General features: G+C 52.5%; 16 protein-coding genes. 8 read left to right on the forward strand and 8 right to left on the reverse strand.

Translation table 11 applies throughout. From position 1 onward, the window contains the following. Window positions 1-267 precede the first annotated feature (267 nt). The gene (locus tag BLP79_RS16065; protein WP_090220673.1) at window positions 268-3,060 is read left to right on the forward strand and encodes a bifunctional aconitate hydratase 2/2-methylisocitrate dehydratase; all 2,793 of its coding nucleotides are present in this window, start codon (window positions 268-270) and stop codon (window positions 3,058-3,060) included. Between the two features lie 87 nt (window positions 3,061-3,147). Here the strand turns inward: BLP79_RS16065 and BLP79_RS19720 are convergent, their stop codons facing one another. Further along, window positions 3,148-3,306: a hypothetical protein gene (locus BLP79_RS19720; RefSeq protein WP_170830513.1), complete on the reverse strand. Its 159-nt coding sequence runs from the start codon at window positions 3,304-3,306 to the stop codon at window positions 3,148-3,150. A gap of 454 nt (window positions 3,307-3,760) precedes the next feature. Between BLP79_RS19720 and BLP79_RS16070 the strand changes: the two genes are divergently transcribed. Both BLP79_RS16070 and tig read left to right on the forward strand, forming a co-directional pair. Next, window positions 3,761-4,873 (forward strand): porin, encoded by a 1,113-nt coding sequence (locus BLP79_RS16070; protein ID WP_090220675.1) that lies wholly within the window; start codon window positions 3,761-3,763, stop codon window positions 4,871-4,873. 226 nt (window positions 4,874-5,099) lie between these two features. Further along, window positions 5,100-6,431, forward strand: a complete 1,332-nt coding sequence (gene tig / locus BLP79_RS16075; protein WP_090220780.1) for a trigger factor — start codon at window positions 5,100-5,102, stop codon at window positions 6,429-6,431. A 187-nt stretch (window positions 6,432-6,618) separates the two neighbouring features. On the opposite strand, the gene BLP79_RS16080 is transcribed toward tig, so the two are convergent. Next, a complete protein-coding gene (locus BLP79_RS16080) occupies window positions 6,619-8,577 on the reverse strand; it encodes a bifunctional 2',3'-cyclic-nucleotide 2'-phosphodiesterase/3'-nucleotidase (protein WP_090220677.1) in 1,959 nt (652 codons plus the stop codon). A gap of 112 nt (window positions 8,578-8,689) precedes the next feature. Next, a complete protein-coding gene (locus BLP79_RS16085) occupies window positions 8,690-9,172 on the reverse strand; it encodes a lytic transglycosylase domain-containing protein (protein ID WP_090220679.1) in 483 nt (160 codons plus the stop codon). Window positions 9,173-9,772: 600 nt separating this feature from the next. Between BLP79_RS16085 and BLP79_RS16090 the strand changes: the two genes are divergently transcribed. After that, a complete protein-coding gene (locus BLP79_RS16090) occupies window positions 9,773-11,317 on the forward strand; it encodes a class I SAM-dependent methyltransferase (RefSeq protein ID WP_090220681.1) in 1,545 nt (514 codons plus the stop codon). Window positions 11,318-11,390: 73 nt separating this feature from the next. Here BLP79_RS16090 and BLP79_RS20195 read toward each other — a convergent pair whose 3' ends face one another. From BLP79_RS20195 to rpsF, 4 genes are all read right to left on the reverse strand, one after another. Next, on the reverse strand, window positions 11,391-11,981 hold the full coding sequence (locus BLP79_RS20195; RefSeq protein WP_269799305.1) for a CatB-related O-acetyltransferase: 591 nt from the start codon (window positions 11,979-11,981) through the stop codon (window positions 11,391-11,393). Between the two features lie 289 nt (window positions 11,982-12,270). Beyond that, entirely contained in the window at window positions 12,271-12,879 is a 609-nt protein-coding gene (gene rplI / locus BLP79_RS16100) for a 50S ribosomal protein L9 (RefSeq protein WP_090220685.1), read from the reverse strand. A gap of 12 nt (window positions 12,880-12,891) precedes the next feature. Next, a complete protein-coding gene (gene rpsR / locus BLP79_RS16105; RefSeq protein ID WP_005608650.1) occupies window positions 12,892-13,119 on the reverse strand; it encodes a 30S ribosomal protein S18 in 228 nt (75 codons plus the stop codon). A gap of 28 nt (window positions 13,120-13,147) precedes the next feature. Beyond that, a complete protein-coding gene (gene rpsF, locus BLP79_RS16110; protein WP_090220687.1) occupies window positions 13,148-13,501 on the reverse strand; it encodes a 30S ribosomal protein S6 in 354 nt (117 codons plus the stop codon). A gap of 342 nt (window positions 13,502-13,843) precedes the next feature. Between rpsF and BLP79_RS16120 the strand changes: the two genes are divergently transcribed. The 3 genes from BLP79_RS16120 to BLP79_RS16130 all read left to right on the forward strand — a co-directional run bounded on the left by BLP79_RS16120 (window position 13,844) and on the right by BLP79_RS16130 (window position 16,055). After that, window positions 13,844-14,362, forward strand: a complete 519-nt coding sequence (locus BLP79_RS16120; RefSeq protein WP_090220691.1) for a hypothetical protein — start codon at window positions 13,844-13,846, stop codon at window positions 14,360-14,362. 156 nt (window positions 14,363-14,518) lie between these two features. Beyond that, entirely contained in the window at window positions 14,519-15,097 is a 579-nt protein-coding gene (locus BLP79_RS16125; protein ID WP_090220693.1) for a YceI family protein, read from the forward strand. A gap of 172 nt (window positions 15,098-15,269) precedes the next feature. Beyond that, window positions 15,270-16,055, forward strand: coding sequence for a type 2 periplasmic-binding domain-containing protein (locus BLP79_RS16130; protein ID WP_090220695.1), 786 nt, complete (start codon window positions 15,270-15,272; stop codon window positions 16,053-16,055). 54 nt (window positions 16,056-16,109) lie between these two features. On the opposite strand, the gene BLP79_RS16135 is transcribed toward BLP79_RS16130, so the two are convergent. Further along, a complete protein-coding gene (locus BLP79_RS16135; protein ID WP_090220696.1) occupies window positions 16,110-17,372 on the reverse strand; it encodes a cytochrome b/b6 domain-containing protein in 1,263 nt (420 codons plus the stop codon). A 263-nt stretch (window positions 17,373-17,635) separates the two neighbouring features. Between BLP79_RS16135 and fabD the strand changes: the two genes are divergently transcribed. Continuing rightward, entirely contained in the window at window positions 17,636-18,565 is a 930-nt protein-coding gene (gene fabD, locus BLP79_RS16140; RefSeq protein ID WP_090220698.1) for an ACP S-malonyltransferase, read from the forward strand. Window positions 18,566-18,616: the final 51 nt, after the last annotated feature.

Raw genomic sequence — 18,616 nt, forward strand, 5'->3', positions numbered from 1 at the left:
GAGGCATCTAGCGCCTATATGATTATTTAACGCAACAAGAGAGCAGAATATTAATCAATCTCTTGCGAACTGCGATATAGGACTTAAAGCAGAGCCTGCGCCTAAGGTCAAAGCGGGCGCCTGTCAGTCATTAAAGATGTGACTATCGGATATCTTGCATCTTCAGACTGTCTTGTATACTAACGCATACAACCCCATCTCGGGGTCTTCAGATCAGTCTGAGCCCCGCTGCTCACTCTTTACCACAGCTTACTCTTCGGGATAGCCATGAGCCTCTATACAGATTACTTAGCAGAGATCGAAACTCGCAAAACCCAAGGTTTGAACCCAAAGCCCATCGATGATGGTGCGCTGACGCAGGAACTTGTTGATCAGATCAAAGATCAGGGCAACGCGTACCGTGCGGACTCACTGAATTTTTTCATCTACAACACCTTGCCCGGTACAACCAGTGCAGCAGGCGTTAAGGCAGCATTCCTGAAAGAAATCGTTCTGGGTGTCGCACAGGTTGAAGAAATCTCGGTTGAATTTGCCTTTGAACTTTTGTCGCACATGAAAGGTGGCCCTTCTATCGAAGTGCTGCTGGATCTGGCGCTGGGGGATGATGCTGCAATTGCTGCTCAGGCTGCAGATGTTCTGAAGACGCAGGTTTTCCTTTATGACGCGGATACAGATCGTCTGAAAGCCGCTTATGAGGCAGGCAGCGCAGTTGCGAAGGGTATTCTGGAAAGCTACGCCAAGGCGGAATTCTACACCAAGCTGCCCGAGCTGGAAGAAGAAATCGAAGTCGTCACCTATATCGCTGGTGAAGGGGATATCTCAACCGATCTGCTGTCTCCCGGCAATCAGGCGCACTCGCGCTCTGATCGTGAATTGCACGGCAAATGCATGATTTCTGAGGCGGCGCAGCAAGAGATCGAAGCGCTGAAATTGAAGCACCCCGGCGCCCGGATCATGCTGATCGCAGAAAAAGGCACCATGGGCGTGGGCTCCTCGCGGATGTCTGGTGTGAACAATGTTGCACTTTGGACTGGTAAAAAAGCCTCTCCTTATGTGCCTTTCGTCAACATCGCGCCTGTGGTTGCGGGTACCAACGGCATCTCTCCGATCTTCCAAACCACAGTTGGCGTGACTGGCGGTATCGGTCTGGACCTGAAAAACTGGGTTAAAAAGACGGATGAAGACGGCAAGGTTATTCTGAACAATGATGGCAATCCGGTGCTGGAACAGAAGTTCTCTGTTGAGACTGGCACTGTGATGAAAATCAACAGCAAGACCAAAAAACTGTTGAACGCAGATGGCAGCGAAGAGCTGGCGGATATCGCTTCTGCCTTCACCCCGCAAAAGACCGAATTTATGGTTGCTGGTGGGTCATACGCGATTGTCTTTGGTAAAAAGCTGCAGACATTTGCGGCTGAAACTCTGGGTGTTGAGATGCCACGCGTCTTTGCTCCATCGAAAGAGATTTCAAACGAAGGCCAAGGCCTGACCGCGGTTGAAAAGATCTTTAACCGCAATGCTGTTGGCACCACGCCGGGTGCAACTTTGCACGCAGGCTCTGACGTGCGCGTCAAAGTCAACATTGTTGGTTCACAGGACACCACTGGCTTGATGACCAGCCAAGAGCTGGAAGCCATGGCTGCAACTGTGATCTCTCCTGTCGTGGATGGTGCTTATCAGTCTGGCTGTCACACCGCGTCTGTTTGGGACAAAAAGGCACAGGCCAATATCCCTAAGCTGATGAAGTTCATGAACAACTTCGGCTTGATCACCGCGCGTGATCCCGAAGGCAGCTATCACTCCATGACCGACGTGATCCACAAGGTGCTGAACGACATCACCGTGGATGATTGGGATGTGATCATCGGTGGCGACAGCCACACCCGTATGTCCAAAGGCGTTGCCTTTGGTGCGGACTCTGGCACCGTGGCGCTGGCTTTGGCGACTGGCGAAGCCACCATGCCCATTCCTGAATCTGTCAAAGTGACCTTTAAAGGCACTATGGCGGATCACATGGATTTCCGCGATGTGGTGCACGCAACCCAGTTGCAGATGCTTGATCAGCATGGCGATAACGTCTTCCAGGGCCGTGTGATCGAAGTTCACATTGGCACGCTTCTTGCTGACCAGGCCTTTACCTTCACCGACTGGACCGCAGAGATGAAGGCCAAAGCTTCGATCTGTATCTCCAACGATGAAACCCTGATCGGCTCGCTGGAACTGGCGAAATCGCGTATTGCGATCATGATCGAAAAGGGCATGGACAACGAAGGCAAGGTTCTGCAGGGCCTGATCGACAAAGCAGATGCGCGCATTGCTGAGATCCAGTCAGGTGACAAGCCCGCGCTGACAGCTGACGACAATGCAAAATACTTTGCCGAGGTTGTCGTTGATCTGGACAAAATCGTTGAACCCATGATCGCTGACCCTGACGTGAACAACGCAGATGTCTCAAAGCGTTATACCCACGATACCATTCGCCCTGTGTCTTACTATGGCGGCGATAAAAAGGTTGATCTGGGCTTTGTCGGCTCCTGCATGGTGCACAAGGGCGATATGAAGATCGTTGCACAGATGCTTAAAAATCTGGAAGCAGATCAGGGCAAGGTCGAATTCAAGGCCCCTCTGGTGGTTGCAGCGCCAACCTACAACATCATTGATGAGCTGAAGGAAGAGGGCGATTGGGATATCCTGCAGCGCTATTCTGGCTTTGAATTTGATGATCTCTTCCCGAAATCACAGGCCCGCACCGAGTATGAGAACATTCTCTATCTTGAACGCCCCGGCTGTAACCTCTGCATGGGCAACCAGGAAAAAGCGGCAAAAGGGGACACTGTTCTGGCCACCTCAACCCGCCTGTTCCAGGGCCGCGTTGTGGAAGATACCGCCGAGAAGAAAGGTGAATCCTTGCTGGCCTCCACACCTGTTGTGGTGCTCTCCGCCATTCTGGGTCGCACGCCCACCGTTGCGGAATACACCAAAGCAGTTGATGGGATTGACCTAACCAAATTTGCACCCCCTTTGCAGGTGCCTTCAACCACCAAATCAGCGCATTTCTAAAACGCGCTGCATTTGGGAAAATGAAAAGCCCGCTGCCAGAAATGGCAGCGGGCTCTTTTGTGTATATCTGCTGTGAAGACGTCAAGATCAGCGCGGATTGAACTCTGGCGTGATCATCCAGTTTGGAACCGTTTCGCTGATTGCTTCATTGCGGGCTACCGGCGCATCAAAACTAAAGCCACGTAGCAAACGAAAGAGCATCCGACGGCGCAGGCCGAGCTCCTCAAGCGCCAATGATTTTGACATATCTTTTCTCCTTAACTCACCCCAGCGCGCAGTTCAGCCAGTGCGCGTAGGTCAGGGGTAGGCAGGGAAAATGGCAGAAATGTGCCCGTTAGGCCGTCAAGTATTTAAGGTTTTCTTAAAATAGATGGGCGTGATGCAACAACGATGAACTCTGGGGTGGTGAATTTATTCTGTTTATTATTGCACATTAATATTGGCAAAAAAGCGCGAGGTAACAAACAGCTATCAAACATGTGATTTTGACCGCGCGCTATGTGTGGCAAATTACACAAAGACGCAGCTCGAATTTTCGAATTTGGAACATGGTTCTGAAAATTAGAGAAAAATTCAAGACTCTGTCCCTAACTCGATCACAACCGATTTCAAGTCTGCAGAAGCATATCTTGCCTAGGTTATTTTATCGAAGAAGGCGCAGCTTCGCGCGTGACCGTACAGAAAACAGGAGGTCTCTGATATGACACTCAAGCACACCGCGCTCGCGGCTCTTTTAACCACTGTTGCTGCGGCACCTGCATTTGCAGGCCCGACATATGAAAACGCGTCTGGCGGGACGTTCACATTCTACGGTCACTTCAACCTGTTCCTGCAGTCGGTTGACGATGGCGAGCAGACCTTTGATCGTCTCGTTGACAACAATGCGCTGAATTCCCGCGTTGGCTTCCGGTTGAGCCAGCCTTTGGGGGAAAACACACTGCGCTTCCAATTCGAAACGGCTCTGGGTCTGCGCTCGTCCAGCGCGTTTGGGCAAGGCGACAGCGGGTCAAACGTCGATTGGGACCGGACCGATCTGCGGCGCATCGATTTTGCGCTTGATACGCCCAAATACGGCACATTCTCTTTCGGGCAGGGGTCAACGGCGGCTGATGGCGCAGCTGAGGTTGATTTCTCAGGTACAGATATCATTGGCGGACCTGCAGTTGATGACTTTGCCGGTGGCTTTGCCTTTCGCACCTCTGCCGGTGATCTGAGCGGCGTTACAGTCGGCAGCTCGATCATTGATCTGGATGGCGGTCGTCTGGGCCGTGTGCGCTACGATACGCCAACTTTTGGCGGGTTCCGCTTTGCCGCCTCTTTTGGCACCGATATTCTGGCCGAGAACAACGATCGCGAAGTGTTTGATATCAGCCTGCGCTATAACAATGACGATTTAGGCGATTTCCGTATCGCAGGTGCGCTGGCCGCAACCTGGGATGAGCAGACCGGTCGTGAAGACATTCAAGATGTCATCGGCTCTCTTGCCGTTGAACACAAGCCAACCAATGTCTCTGTCGCGCTTGCTGCCGGGGATCGCGACATTGGCGGTGATTATGCTTATGTCAAACTGGGCTATGCGGTAAATGCGCTGTCGGTCGGTGAAAGCTCGTTCTTCATCGATTACTATGACGGCTCTGACACGGTCACAGATGGCGACAGCGCTGAAAGCTGGGGTATTGGTGTTGTGCAGGATATCGACAAGCTCAATCTTGAGGCCTACCTGTCTTACCGCGAATATTCCTATGATGATACCAGCGGAACCGATTTCCAGGATCTGGACGTTGTCATCGCTGGGGCACGCTGGCGCTTTTAAACTACGACAGTCTTTGAATATGAAACACGTCCCTTGCGGGCGTGTTTTGCGTTTTTACGTCACGGATAAAGCGGATTTTACACGGAAATGCGCTGAATGCAGCGTGATCAGGCCTTCAATCGGCCAATGGCTCTTGCGCCGCGCGCGCCTTGTCAATAGAAGGCCAGAAATTGTCTGTGAGCGGCGCCCCCGTGCGTATGCTCAAAACTCTCTCATGGGGAACAAGATGCAGGTCACCGAGACACTGAACGAAGGTTTGAAACGCGGCTATGCCATCACCATCACCGGTGCTGAGCTGAATGCCAAGGTTGACGAAAAACTGGTTGAAGCGCAGCCTGAAGTCGAAATGAAAGGCTTCCGCAAAGGTAAGGTACCTTTGGCACTGCTGAAAAAGCAGTTTGGCGAACGCATGATGGGCGAAGCCATGCAGGAAGCTGTTGACGGCGCGATGAACCAGCACTTCGAAGACAGCGGTGATCGTCCTGCGTTGCAGCCTGACGTGAAAATGACCAACGAAGACTGGAAGCCCGGCGACGACGTCAACGTTGAGATGTCTTATGAAGCGCTGCCTGCCATCCCTGAGGTTGACCTGTCTGGCGTTGAGCTGGAAAAGCTGGTTGTCAAAGCAGAAGGCGAAGCGGTTGACGAAGCGCTGGCAAACCTGGCCGAAACCGCAACCGACTATGAAGCCCGCGAAGAGGGTGCAGCAGCCGAAGACAAAGATCAGGTTGTGATCGATTTCCTGGGCAAAGTTGACGGCGAAGCCTTTGACGGCGGTGCAGGCGATGACTACCCATTGGTTCTGGGCTCCAACTCCTTCATCCCCGGTTTTGAAGAGCAGCTGGTTGGCACCAAAGCAGGCGAAGAAAAAGACGTAAACGTCACCTTCCCTGAAGAGTACCAAGCAGAGCATCTCGCGGGCAAAGAAGCTGTCTTTACCTGCACCATCAAAGAGGTCAAAGCGCCTAAAGCGGCTGAGATCAATGATGAGCTGGCAACCAAATTTGGCGCCGAAGATCTGGACGCGTTGAAAGGCCAAATCTCTGAGCGTCTGGAAGCAGAATACGCCGGTGCAGCACGTGCTGTCATGAAGCGTGGCCTGTTGGACAAGCTGGATGATCTAGTGTCCTTCGATCTGCCGCCATCCCTGGTGGAAGCAGAAGCCAAGCAGATTGCACATCAGCTGTGGCACGACGAAAACCCTGAGGTAGAAGGTCACGATCACCCCGAGATCGAAACCACCGAAGAGCACACCAAACTGGCAGAGCGCCGCGTGCGTCTGGGCCTGTTGCTCGCAGAACTGGGCCAGAAAGCAGAGGTCGAAGTGACCGATGCCGAAATGACCCAAGCGATCATGCAGCAAGCGCGCCAGTATCCTGGTCAGGAACGCCAGTTCTTTGAATTCATCCAACAGAACCAGCAAATGCAGCAACAGCTGCGTGCGCCTCTCTTTGAAGACAAAGTGATCGACCACATTGCAGAGCAAGCAAAAGTGGAAGAAAAAGAAGTCTCTAAAGAAGACCTGCAAAAAGCTGTTGAAGCACTCGACGAAGAGTAAGCTTCACAACATATATGATTTTAGAAAGGCCACCCGATTGGGTGGCCTTCTCTCTTTGCGCCACCCCGTATGGGGTTAAGTGTCGTCGCCCAGCTATGTTTTAGGCAGAGGCCGTTGCCCGCTCCAAACAAAAGGGCTGCGCAATCGCGCAGCCCTTCCGATGATCAGACTTGCCGTTGGGATCCGATCAGAGATCGATTTTGAACCGCGCAAACCCGTTTGGACCTTCGCCGGCAGGGGCGATCGAAACGCCGGGCACGCTGTCGGCATAATCCGTTGCCTTTGGGCCTGTGTCGAACAAGACAGAGGTGCCGGGCAGGGCGGTGAACTTCCAGTTTGCGTCTGCGCGTGGGCTGATGGTGCCTTTTTCCACGATGTAGCGCACAATGACGTCGCGGTTGGTGTCGGGACCTTCAAATACGATAGTGTCGCCTTTGGCACCGGGGAAATCACCACCGCCTGACGCGCGGTAGTTGTTGGTTGCGACGATGAACTCTGCATCCAGATCCAGCGCAGCGCCATTGTACTGCAGGTTTACAATCCGGTTGGTTGCAGCATCCAGCAGCTCACCTTTGGGGCCAAACATCGAAGGTTGGCTCAGATCGATTTCATAGGTCACGCCATCGATCACATCAAAGTTGTAGGAACGGAACTCTTCGTTCAAAAGCAGCTGATCTGCTTTGCCTGCTTCCACCTGATTAAAGGCCCCGGCAGAGCGTTCCAACCAATCTTTAACCTGTTGGCCAGTCACGCGCACCGCGCGTACAGTGTTGGGATAAAGATAAAGGTCTGCCACGTTTTTGATCGCAACATCGCCCTTGGGCACATCGGTGTAATACTCAGGACCACCACGACCACCCGCTTTGAACGGGGCCGCAGCTGAGAGGATCGGCAGGCCTTCGTGTTCGGTGCCTTTCAGCATCTGCTCAATGTACCAGGTCTGTGCGATGGACACGATCTGCACGGATGGATCATCTGCCACCAGTGCAAAGTAGCTGTGCAGCGGAGCATCCGTTTTGCCAACTGCGCGGCGCACATAGGCCAGGGTGCCATCGTGATCAGCCTGCGCTGCCGCCAGAACATCAGGCTGGCTTTCAACCAACGCGGTGATGGAACGATCTTCGTTACGTTGTGAAATAGGACGCGCTTCTGAAGCGTGACCAACAACGCGCCAGCCATTGCCATCACGCTCCAGCATCAGATCGATCAGGCCCATATGGCTGCCCCAATAGCCGCCCATGGTGGCAGGCTTGCCGTGGATTGTGCCTTTGTCAGCGTCCACACCCGCAAAATCTGCGTAGCTTGAGGAGGGGAACACAAGATGCGAGTGGCCGGTCATGATCGCATCAATGCCTTCAACCGCTGCCAAGGGCACAGAGGCGTTTTCCATGCCTTCGGTTTCATTCGCCTCACCAATACCGGAATGCGACAGGGCGATGATCACATCTGCGCCTTTTTCCTTCATCTCCGGCACATAGGCGCGGGCGCACTCCAGAATGTCGCGCGCCTGAACATTGCCTTCCAGATGGCGACGATCCCAGTTCATGACTTGCGGAGGAACAAACCCTATCAGACCGATTTTGATCTGGTGGCTGTTGCCTGCGCCATCGGTCACGGTACGATCCATGATCACATAGGGTTTCAGCAAGGTTTTGTCTTCGCGTGGGGTTGCGCCCACTTCCTTGGCGATATTTGCGCAGACAACAGGGAAGCTTGCGCCCGCCAGTGCTTTGCCCAGGAATTCAAGACCATAGTTAAATTCATGGTTGCCAAGCGTCGAGGCATCAAAGCCGACCGCGTTCATCGCGGCAATCACCGGGTGTGTATCACCCTCTTTCAGGCCCTTTTCATAAGCGATGTAGTCGCCCATCGGGTTGCCTTGCAAAAAGTCACCATTGTCCAACAAAAGCGAGTTAGTCGCTTCTGCGCGGATGTCTTTCACAATTGAAGCGGTTCTGGCGAGACCAACAGTGTCACGTGGTTTGTCTGCGTAATAGTCATAAGGGAACACATGGACGTGCAGGTCTGTTGTTTCCATCAAACGCAGATGAACTTGGTTGTTTGCAGCTTGCACCGAAAACGGGTGCATTGCGATTAAGCCAGCGGTGCCTGCCAGAAAAGACCGGCGATCAAGTTGGATTGGCATGGTAGTCTCCCGACTTCACGAAAATTAAACCTTTTGGTAAGATCTACGTTTCTAATGTGACAAAGCTGTTGCAGCCAACTATTTTTTGAACGGTGATACCAAATAGGTAAATTTAACGCACAAGCCCGGTTTCTTTAAGCAACCCACGGCGTTTGGCCTCGTTCCAGTAGCCTCTGGAGTAGTGTTTGACGGCCGTATCTTGGCTGCCATCAGACAATAACCACGCACCGCGCAGATATTTGACTGAAAATTCCAAATTGGTATCTGCATCTAACAGATCTTGTGGTGCGCCCGTAAAGCCCATTGATCGGGCTGTTGCAGGTAAAATCTGTAAAAGTCCATAATAAGGCCGATTGATCGCATGTGGCCGGTGGGTGCTTTCGCGGATAGCCAGCCGGTGGACCAAACTGCGCGGCACCTCGTAATGATCCGCCCAAAAATTGATCTGCTGACGCAATTCAGCGGTTTCATTTGGAAACAGTGGCGGATCAAAAGCAGGCGGGGCCGGAGCAGGGGCGATTTCAGGGTCAGCAAGGCTACAGGCGGCAATCCAGAACGCGGCCAGCACGGATACAAGAAAAGTTCTGCGCTTCATGAAGGGTCTCCAAAATAAGATGGAAGGGCGCTTTGATGCATAGAATAGGCAACATATTGCGCACTCCAAGGGGGAAAACACGCGTCGGCAAAGCTCCACCGGTTTTGGGAAAGTGCGGCAGATTTTAGCTGAATTGCCTATACTAAGAATTTGTTAATCGAAATCACCTCAGGCAGATTAAAGGCGAAGGCTGAGGCACCTCTCCCCCAAAGGGCTGGCTCTGCTCATTGCCTCTTGCAGAACAGCACAGGAGGAAGTCAATACTGTTTCCCACCGCCTTGGCTTCCTCCAACCTGTTTATTTTCCATGGATTTAATTTATTTCTTTTGTGCGGTTTAAATTTAGTGGGGATTTTCGTTTCTGCCAATCTCGCATAGGTAGTGGTGCGCAGCGAGAAAATGCAACACATGCCAAATTGCAATCTATGATTGCAAATCGAGTAGCTTATCCATTGAGTTGAGTGGAAAAAATCAAATGTTCACAGATGTGTTAGCATTCGTGAGAGTTGAATTTAACGGCTGTTAATCTTTATCGGTCATTAAAGGTGCAGTCGCTTGAAAGAAAGCGCAGGAGCAGAACGCAACACATAAGGTGCACCACGTGACCGATTGGACAGCCGGCTATATGGCCGATGTAGATTACATCCATGATTTTTATAAAGAGCTTGCGCCGTCGCAACTGGCAATCGGTGCTTTGTCTGCGGGACAGAACCATGGTCTGAGCGGTGAAAATCTAACCTATTGTGAACTGGGGTGCGGGCAGGGGGTCACAACCAATCTGTTGGCAGCTGCAAATCCCCATATTGATTTCCACGCGATGGATTTTAATCCGTCCCATATTGCAGGTGCTGAAGCCTTGGCTGCAGAGGCGGGGCTAAAGAATGTTTCGTTTTACGAACATTCGTTTGAAACCTTTGATGATGAACCCGACCTGCCACGCGCCTTTGATGTGATTGTGATGCACGGGATCTTTAGCTGGGTGTCTCCTGAAAACCGGGATTATGTGGTTCAGTTTATCGCCAAACGTTTGAAACCCGGTGGTTTGGTTTATGTCAGCCACAATACGTTGCCCGGCTGGTCTTCAATCTTGCCGCTGCGGCGTCTGTTGTGTGATCGCGCTGCATTGGAAAGCGGCAATCCACGTGAACGGATCAACAATGCGCTCGCCTTTGCACATAAATTAGAGGCGGTTCAGGCCGGGTATTTCACCGGCAGCCGATCCGTGCGCAAACGTCTGAAACAGATGGGATCAATGTCGCACCGATATCTGGCCCATGAGTTCATGAATGAACATTGGACGCCCTTTAATGTCGAAGAAGTGGCGGCTGAACTGGGGCAGGCCAAATTGAAATACGTCGCGGCCTGTCATTTGATGGATCATGTCGATGATATCTGTCTGACCCCCGAACAAAGCCAGGTTCTGGAAGATGAGCGCGATCCCATGCGGCGCCAAGGTCTGCGGGATCTTATTCTCAGCGAACAATTCCGCTGCGATATCTATCGCAAGGGCGACGTGTTTCACACCGAACGCAGTGCTGTGGGGGCTTGGTTTGATACCCGTATCGCTTTGGCGCGCCCCATCAGCGAGGATCCATTGACCCTGATGTGGCGTATGGGAGTGGTGGAGCTGGAAGATGCTCATATCCGGCCTGTATTGAACGCGCTGCGGGATGGGCCCAAAACCGTTAAACAGCTGTTGAGTGAAGGCGCTTTTGTCGTCGACAGTTGGGGCGATATTGTACGAATGCTGCGTATTTTGCTTGGTGATGGTGTCTTGGCACCCTGCCTGCCCGAGGCAGGCGAAGCTGAGCGTGTGACGCAATGCACAGCATTGAACAAAGTGATCTGCAAACACGCCGAAGACAGCGAAACGCTACGGTTTCTGGCCTCACCCGTGACCGGCAGTGGCCATGAAGTTGATCGATTTGAACAGCTGTTCCTGCTTGCCCGTTCTGAAGGCCATGAAACGCCAGATTCTTGGGCGCAGTTGGCCTGGACCATCCTTGCTCCTCAAGGCCAGCGCTTGCTGAAAGAGGGTGAGATTTTGGAAAAAGACGAAGATAATATCGCAGAGCTTCAGTACCGGGCGGAACGTTTTGCCACGCAAAAACTACCCGTTCTACAAGGGCTTGGCATCCTGTTCTAAATATACAAAAGCGAGCAATTCTGAATTGCTCGCTCTTGTCGCTTAGTCTGCAGGATGGGAGGGATACAAAGAATTAGGACGTCGGAATTGGTGTTCCGATCACTTTCCCATCGTTATTCGTCATATCGAATAACCGGTGTTTGAAGCGGGTCAAAGTTCCGTCCTGAATGTACTTCTTGATTTCTGTGATCGCACTTTCAGGATCTTGCCAATCAATTTCGAGGCCAAGCACATTGTAATCCCACCACGCAATTTCCGTGATTTGATCTACCAGTTCTTTGGAAAACCGCTGGCGTATGACTTTGGCCGGAACACCACCAACCACTGTAAACGGGGCGACATCTTTTGTGACGACAGCCCCTGCTGCAATCACGGCACCATTGCCAATGGTGATGCCCGTTTTGATCTGAACATTGGATCCAATCCAAACATCATTACCAATTGTTGTAGGAAGGATCTTTTCAAATTCATGCAAAGGCTCGGGGTCAAAAGGTGTGCGAAAAACCTTTTCATACGGGAAGGGGGATGTCGTTAAAGATCCGATCGGATGCTCTGAAAGCACGGTGACATAATTGCCAATACTGCAATACCGGCCCATATTTGTGTCATGTAGAATTGCACCGGGCGAAACATAGGAAAACGCACCGATTTCAGTGTTTCTCAAGGTTGCACTAGTAAAAATTCGAACAGGTTCTGCCAGACGAACCCAGCCCAATAAATTGACTGACTTGTGAACTTGAATTGCGATACTCAAGCGCTCACCCTCCGGTAGGTTTACAAAAGTGGAATATTTTGGGGCCTGTTATGTATGGTTGAATTTGATCTGTAAGGGCGGAGATATCGCCCGGATTTGTCAAGAAAAGAAGCGCCAATGATTTGGTGCATCCTAAAAAGGCTGCCCCAATTTGGGGCAGCCTTTCTGAAAAGTATAAGAAACCTTAGCCGGTGAGGGCTTAGCTTTCTTCAGCAGGGGCTTCCGCTGCTGGTGCATCGTCGTCGTCAGACGCGGCGCTGCCGATATCGTCGAACAGTTCTGCAATCTCAAACTCAGCTGCGGCTTCTTCTTCCGCGGCCAGTTCCTGAATTGATTTACCAGACGCCTGCAGTTCAGCTTCTTCTTGAGAACGTGCAACGTTCATCTTGATTTCAACTTCAACTTCAGGGTGCAGTTTCACGGCCAATGCGTGCAGACCCAGTTCTTTGATCGGTGCGATCAAAGCAACTTGTTTCTTATCGATTGAGAAACCTGCTTCGGTTGCAGCTTCTGCGGCGTCACGAGGAGTGACAGAACCGTAAAGTGCACCGGCGTCAGACGCGGAGCGAATCACGATGAACTGTTGTCCATCCAGCTTCTCTGCCAGCGCTTCGGCTTCTTTCTTGGTCTCCAGGTTGCGCGCTTCAAGCTGCGCTTTCTGGGCTTCAAAAGCTGCCAGGTTTGCTTCAGACGCGGTCTTCGCTTTGCCCAGAGGCAGAAGGAAGTTGCGCGCATAGCCCGCTTTTACGTCTACGATTTCGCCCATTTGGCCCAGTTTGGCCACACGTTCCAGAAGGATAACTTGCATAATGAGGTCTCCTTACTTCACAGCGTAGGGCAGCAGAGCAAGAAAGCGGGCGCGCTTGATTGCACGAGCCAGTTCACGTTGCTTCTTTGCCGAAACGGCGGTGATGCGTGATGGAACGATTTTGCCGCGCTCAGAGATGTAGCGCTGCAGAAGACGGGTGTCTTTGTAATCGATCTTGGGTGCGTTCTCACCAGAGAAGGGGCACACTTTGCGACGGCGGAAAAATGGTTTTGCTGCCATGGTTTAGCTACCTTTTCTCAAGCTAAGATCAGCGGCGCTCGCGGCGGTCGCCACGTTCGTCACGTTTCTGCATTTGGACCGAAGGGCCTTCTGCGTGCTCGTCGACCTTGATGGTCAGAACGCGCATCACGTCATCATGCAGGCGCATCAGGCGTTCCATTTCCTGAATGGCAACAGATGGTGCATCTGTTTTCAGGAAGGCATAGTGGCCTTTGCGGTTTTTGTTGATCTTGTAGGCCATCGTCTTGACGCCCCAATACTCGCTTTCAACAACGTTGCCGCCGTTGTCTGCCAGTACGGTGCCGAAGTGCTCGACGAGGCTTTCTGCTTGCGAGTTGGACAGGTCCTGACGCGCAATCATTACATGCTCATAAAGGGGCATGTGAACTCCTGTTTGTTTCAAGGCGCATTTCATAGGCAGGGCAAAAACCCTTTCGCGGCCCCACCACGAGAGTCTGCGCGGATCGAGAATGGTGCGAAAGTTGGCTTCCATATACAGGCTTTACGCCATGGCGCAAGGGCTGAGTGCGCAGGAAAAGAAGAGGCTGCAAAACCGAGGTCCGAAAAGGCGCAGATGCCCGGCGATTGTGTCAAATTCAACTGATCCATCAAGTGCCGGACACAAGCCCGCCGCAATCCCGTCTTATTTCGTCGTTCTTTAGGGGGCTTAATAAGACGTAAAAGAAGCGTCATAGTGTCAGACTGCACCGGAAAGGGATCACGCATGTCGGCGACGGGCTTGGGAGAAAAGTGGAAGGCGCGCACCGGTGCAGATCAGCTGCACCGCAAAAGGTTCGCCATGGACACGTCACCGCAGGCCATGCATCGTTTGCTTGTCTGCAAAATATTTGGCGTGATTTTTCTTCTTGCAGGGACAGCACTTCTGGCTTTTGACCTTGGTGTTGACGAACGGCACCTGGCAACGGTTAAGATCGGTGTAAGCCTTGCGGCAGGGTTTACGGCCTTGTTGCTGTTGACACTACGCGACCCCAATCCTGCCCCCGAGGTTCACCTTGATCCGCAGCGCCGCGAATTGCGTGTCACCCGAACGGTGGCTGCGGGGCAACGCCGCACCGTACTTCAGCGATCCTTTTCTAGCCTTGGCGGGGTGCGCCTGTCCATGAACCGGGCGGATATTCTGGAAACCGACGGAAGCCTTTTGCTATCCCTGCCTCTGGCCAATGAGACGGCCCATCTTATGATCAAAGAACAGCTGCGCGGAACAGTGCCGATCTTTGCTTGAATTGGGCATCACAGATCCGTGAATTTACTGCAACCTCAAGGCTTTATCTTACTGTTCATCACGGAACAGGTTATGTTGGATTTTGTAGGCTTTCTTTTGACGCATGTGCCGTCATTGTGAGGCCATACCTATTTGGACAAACACGGAGCCTGTTCCATGAAACGCACTTTGCTTGCCGCCGCTTTGCTTGCTTCTACTGTTGCAACCTCAGCTTTTGCATCCGCTGAAAAATACACATTGGATGCAAGCCACAGCCAGATCGTATTCAGCTATAATCACCTTGGCTATTCAACCACTTGGGGCATGTTCTCCGGATTTGAAGGCGACATTGCCTTTGATCAGGAAAACCCTGCAGCCTCTTCGGTCACAGTTTCCATGCCGGTAAAATCCATGCTCACCGGTTGGGAGGGACGCTTTAATCATTTCATGTCCAAAGATTTCTTTGATGCGGCGGATGATGAGCTGGTATCTTTCAGCTCAACCGCCATCGAAGTGACAGGTGAAAACACCGCAAAGATCACAGGTGATCTGACGTTGAATGGTGTCACCAAACCGGTTGTTTTGGATGCGAAGCTGAACCAGGCAGGCGATCACCCAATGGCGAAAAAACCATGGGCGGGGTTTGATGCGACAACAACCCTCGTAAGATCTGAATTCAATCTTGGTCAATTTGCACCGTTTGTCAGCGACGAAGTGCAAGTCATGATTTCAGTTGAGGCGCAAAAAGCCGAGTAATCCTAAGGGTTAAAGCGCAACGTTGAGCCATCTCCTTGGAACAAGGGGGTGGCTTTTTTCTTTAATCCCCTCCACTGCGATACATTTTTTACGTTCACTTTTTGTTATTCTGGCCGACTTACCGTTTCGATGTCCGAAAGCCGATAATTGATAAGCGAAATTGGAGAATGTTATGTCGAATGCCCGTTCTGTTTCTGGGATCACTCTTGTCGCGGTCCTTTGCGGAGGTCCGATCGTTGTCCAAGCTGAGACGCTGACGATCCTTGCTGGAAATCTGCCCCCTATGGTTGATGCACATGGAAAAGGGCGCGAGGCTGAAGTGATCACCACAGTTTTGGAACGCTGTGGTCACAGTGTAACCTTTAAGATTGAACCCTTTACGCGCCATTGGAAATCTTATGCCGCAGGTGAAGGAGATGGCGTGGCCACTGTGCCGATGGGGATGGAATTGCCCGGTGGCCAAAGCGGGGCTTATATTCAATATCAAAACGGCGTCTCGTCGCTAAGTGCGCGAAATGATAACTTTGCTGCGCTTGAAAACCTGCAGGGGCACTCTGTCATCGCCTTTATGGGAGCGTCGCAAATCATTCCCGGCTTGGCGGATGCAACGTCTGGATTTTCGAAATATCAGGAAATCGCAGATCAGATTGGCCAAAGCCGTATGATTTTTGCGGGCCGGGTGGATGCTGTCATTGGGGACGGGATGATCTTTGCCGAATATAATGCCCAGCTTCAGGCAAATTCAGAGGATCTGCGTTTTGATCCGCATCAGGATGTTTCATTTCAGGCTATCTTTGCCCCATCGGATTACGCGATGAATTTCCGCTCTGAGGCAATTACAGCTGACTTTAACCGCTGTTATGGCGATGCTATGGCAGATGGCACGTTGGATGCGATCAACAAAAAATGGGTTGAAAAATATCGGGATACCCTGGGTACGCAGTATTTGAATTACTGATCGCTGATTGTATTTTGGGTTGGAAAAAGGAGGGTATCTTTGCCCTCCTTTTGTTTATTTCGTGTTTTGCGCCGTCAGATCTGCTTTGATCACCACATCAAAGCCAAGAGAGCTTTCATCGCTTTGGGATTGCCCGATATCAAAGGCAAGACGTTGCACAGTTGCTTGTCCGCGCATCACTGCTGTTGCACCATTCAACTCTAGGTCAAAGGGCAAGATCAAAGGCTGTGTTTTGTCCCGGATCGTAAGCGTGCCGACCGCCTGATAGCCTGTGTCCAGCTTTTCAAGATCGGCGTTGAAGGTCGCCGTTGGAAAACTTGCCACGTCAAAATAATCCGCTCCTAAAGCCTGATCCGTGACACTGCCCAGCTTGAGAGAGCTGATGTCAATCACCACTTCCACAGATCCCGCAGGGCCGGGGGCGGCAGGTTCTTCAAAATCAATTGCTGCCGTCCAAGTGGCAAACTGACCTTCAACAATACCGCCAAATTGGGCAACTTCGATGGTCAATGTGCCGGATTGCACGGCCCATTGCGACGCGGTCGCTGCAACCGTTGCAACGCTATCCGTTTGCGCCGCGTGGTCATGCGCGTGATCATGGCTGTGGTCGTGATCATGACCGCCCAGATAGCCAAGGCTTTGCGCTCCTGCCAGCACAACCAGCGCAAGGCTGGCCGCAACAAAGAACGGCGCTTTGCTATGGGCCTGTGCAGGCGGCTCTTCAACCTGCCCGCCACGGGGCAGCATCCGCCGCAGGGTGTTGTCGCGGTCAATCACATGGTGTTTAAGCGCGCCTGCGATGTGCAGCACAACAACGGCAAACAGGCTCCACACCATGACCCAATGTAAACTGCCGAAAAACCCTGCAACAGTTTCAGTCTGGGGGACAAAGGGCAGGCCCTGACCAAAGGGCCACCAAATGGGGGCAAACCCCGTGGCTGCAGCGTGATGGATCCAACCTGTCAACGGCACCGCAACCATCAGCGCATAAAGCAGCCAATGCACTGTTTCAGCGGCCAGCGCCTCGGCCTTATTGTCAGGATGCAACAGGCCCGGTTTTGCCTGTGTCAGCGTCCAGAAAATTCGCAAGGCTGCTGTCAGAAGCGCCAGAATGCCAATGGTTTTATGCAGTGAAAACAGAAAAGCGGTGCGGGTAATCACCGCGCCATCGCCAGAAAAATCGGGGCTGCGGATCTGCTCTGCCAGCCCATTGGCGAAATAGCCGATGGGAAAGGTTGAAAAAATCAATAGAACAGTGGCCCAGTGAAAGCCTTTTGAGATGCTGCCGTATCGAGAGAAACTATTAATCAGGCTCACGTGGTCTTCCTTTTCACGGGCACGAATACAGCCACTCAGATATGGGCGGCTGGGTCTAGGATCAAGATGACAGGCAGGGCCGTGACGGCTCTCCCTGATTTGGATCTATGATATCGGCCCGTTTCAATGACGACAATTGCCAGAGAGGCGTTTCACAATCGCAATTCTCAACAGTAATTGTGCATGATTTTAGAGCATTGCTTGTACCCATGCGGCAAGCTCGCTACATCAGGGGAAATGAGACAAAAAAGACGGGGTCCGTGATGACAACTGCATTTGTGTTTCCAGGCCAAGGGGCCCAAACCATCGGGATGGGGCGCGCACTGGCGGAGGCCTATCCGGCTGCCAAAGCTGTATTTGATGAAGTCGATGATGCGCTGGGAGAAAACCTGAGCGGTTTGATCTGGGATGGGGATATTGAAACACTTACCCTGACCCAAAACGCACAGCCTGCGTTGATGGCAACATCTCTTGCCGCACTGCGCGCGCTGAACGCGGAAGGGATCGCTGTCGACACCGCCAGTTTTGTGGCCGGGCACTCGTTGGGGGAATACTCTGCGCTTGCGGCGGCAGGGTCGATTTCTATTGCAGATACCGCGCGCCTGCTGCGGACACGGGGGCAGGCGATGCAAAGCGCTGTGCCGGTTGGCGAGGGCGCGATGGCGGCGATTTTGGGTCTGGATCTGGAAGCGGTGCGTGCGGTTGCTGCTGAGGCCGCAGAAGGCGACGTTTGTCAGGCGGCCAATGACAATGACCCGACACAGGTCGTGGTGTCCGGCAGCAAAGCGGCGGTTGAACGCGCGGCTGTGATTGCAAAAGACAAAGGCGCCAAACGTGCCGTGATGCTGCCTGTAAGTGCCCCCTTTCATTGTGCGCTGATGCAGCCCGCAGCAGATGTCATGGCCGAAGCGCTTGCTAAGGTGGAGATCGCAGCACCGGCCGTGCCGCTGATCGCCAATGTGCGCGCAGATGTGGTGACAGACCCCGATGAAATCCGCGCTCTGCTGGTCGAACAGGTGACCGGATCCGTGCGCTGGCGCGAAAGCGTGCAGACGATGGCCGCAAAGGGCGTCACAGAGTTCTGGGAAATTGGCGCTGGCAAAGCTCTGTCAGGTATGATCCGCAAAATTGATCGCAGCCTTGCCTCACGTCAGGTCGGCACCCCTGAGGATGCAAAAGCTATTTCCGCTTGAACCAAGCGGCACGCAAAAGATGAAAAAGCGAGGGCGGGCCGATACGTGCGC

Source organism: Epibacterium ulvae (genome assembly GCF_900102795.1).
Lineage (GTDB): Bacteria > Pseudomonadota > Alphaproteobacteria > Rhodobacterales > Rhodobacteraceae > Epibacterium > Epibacterium ulvae.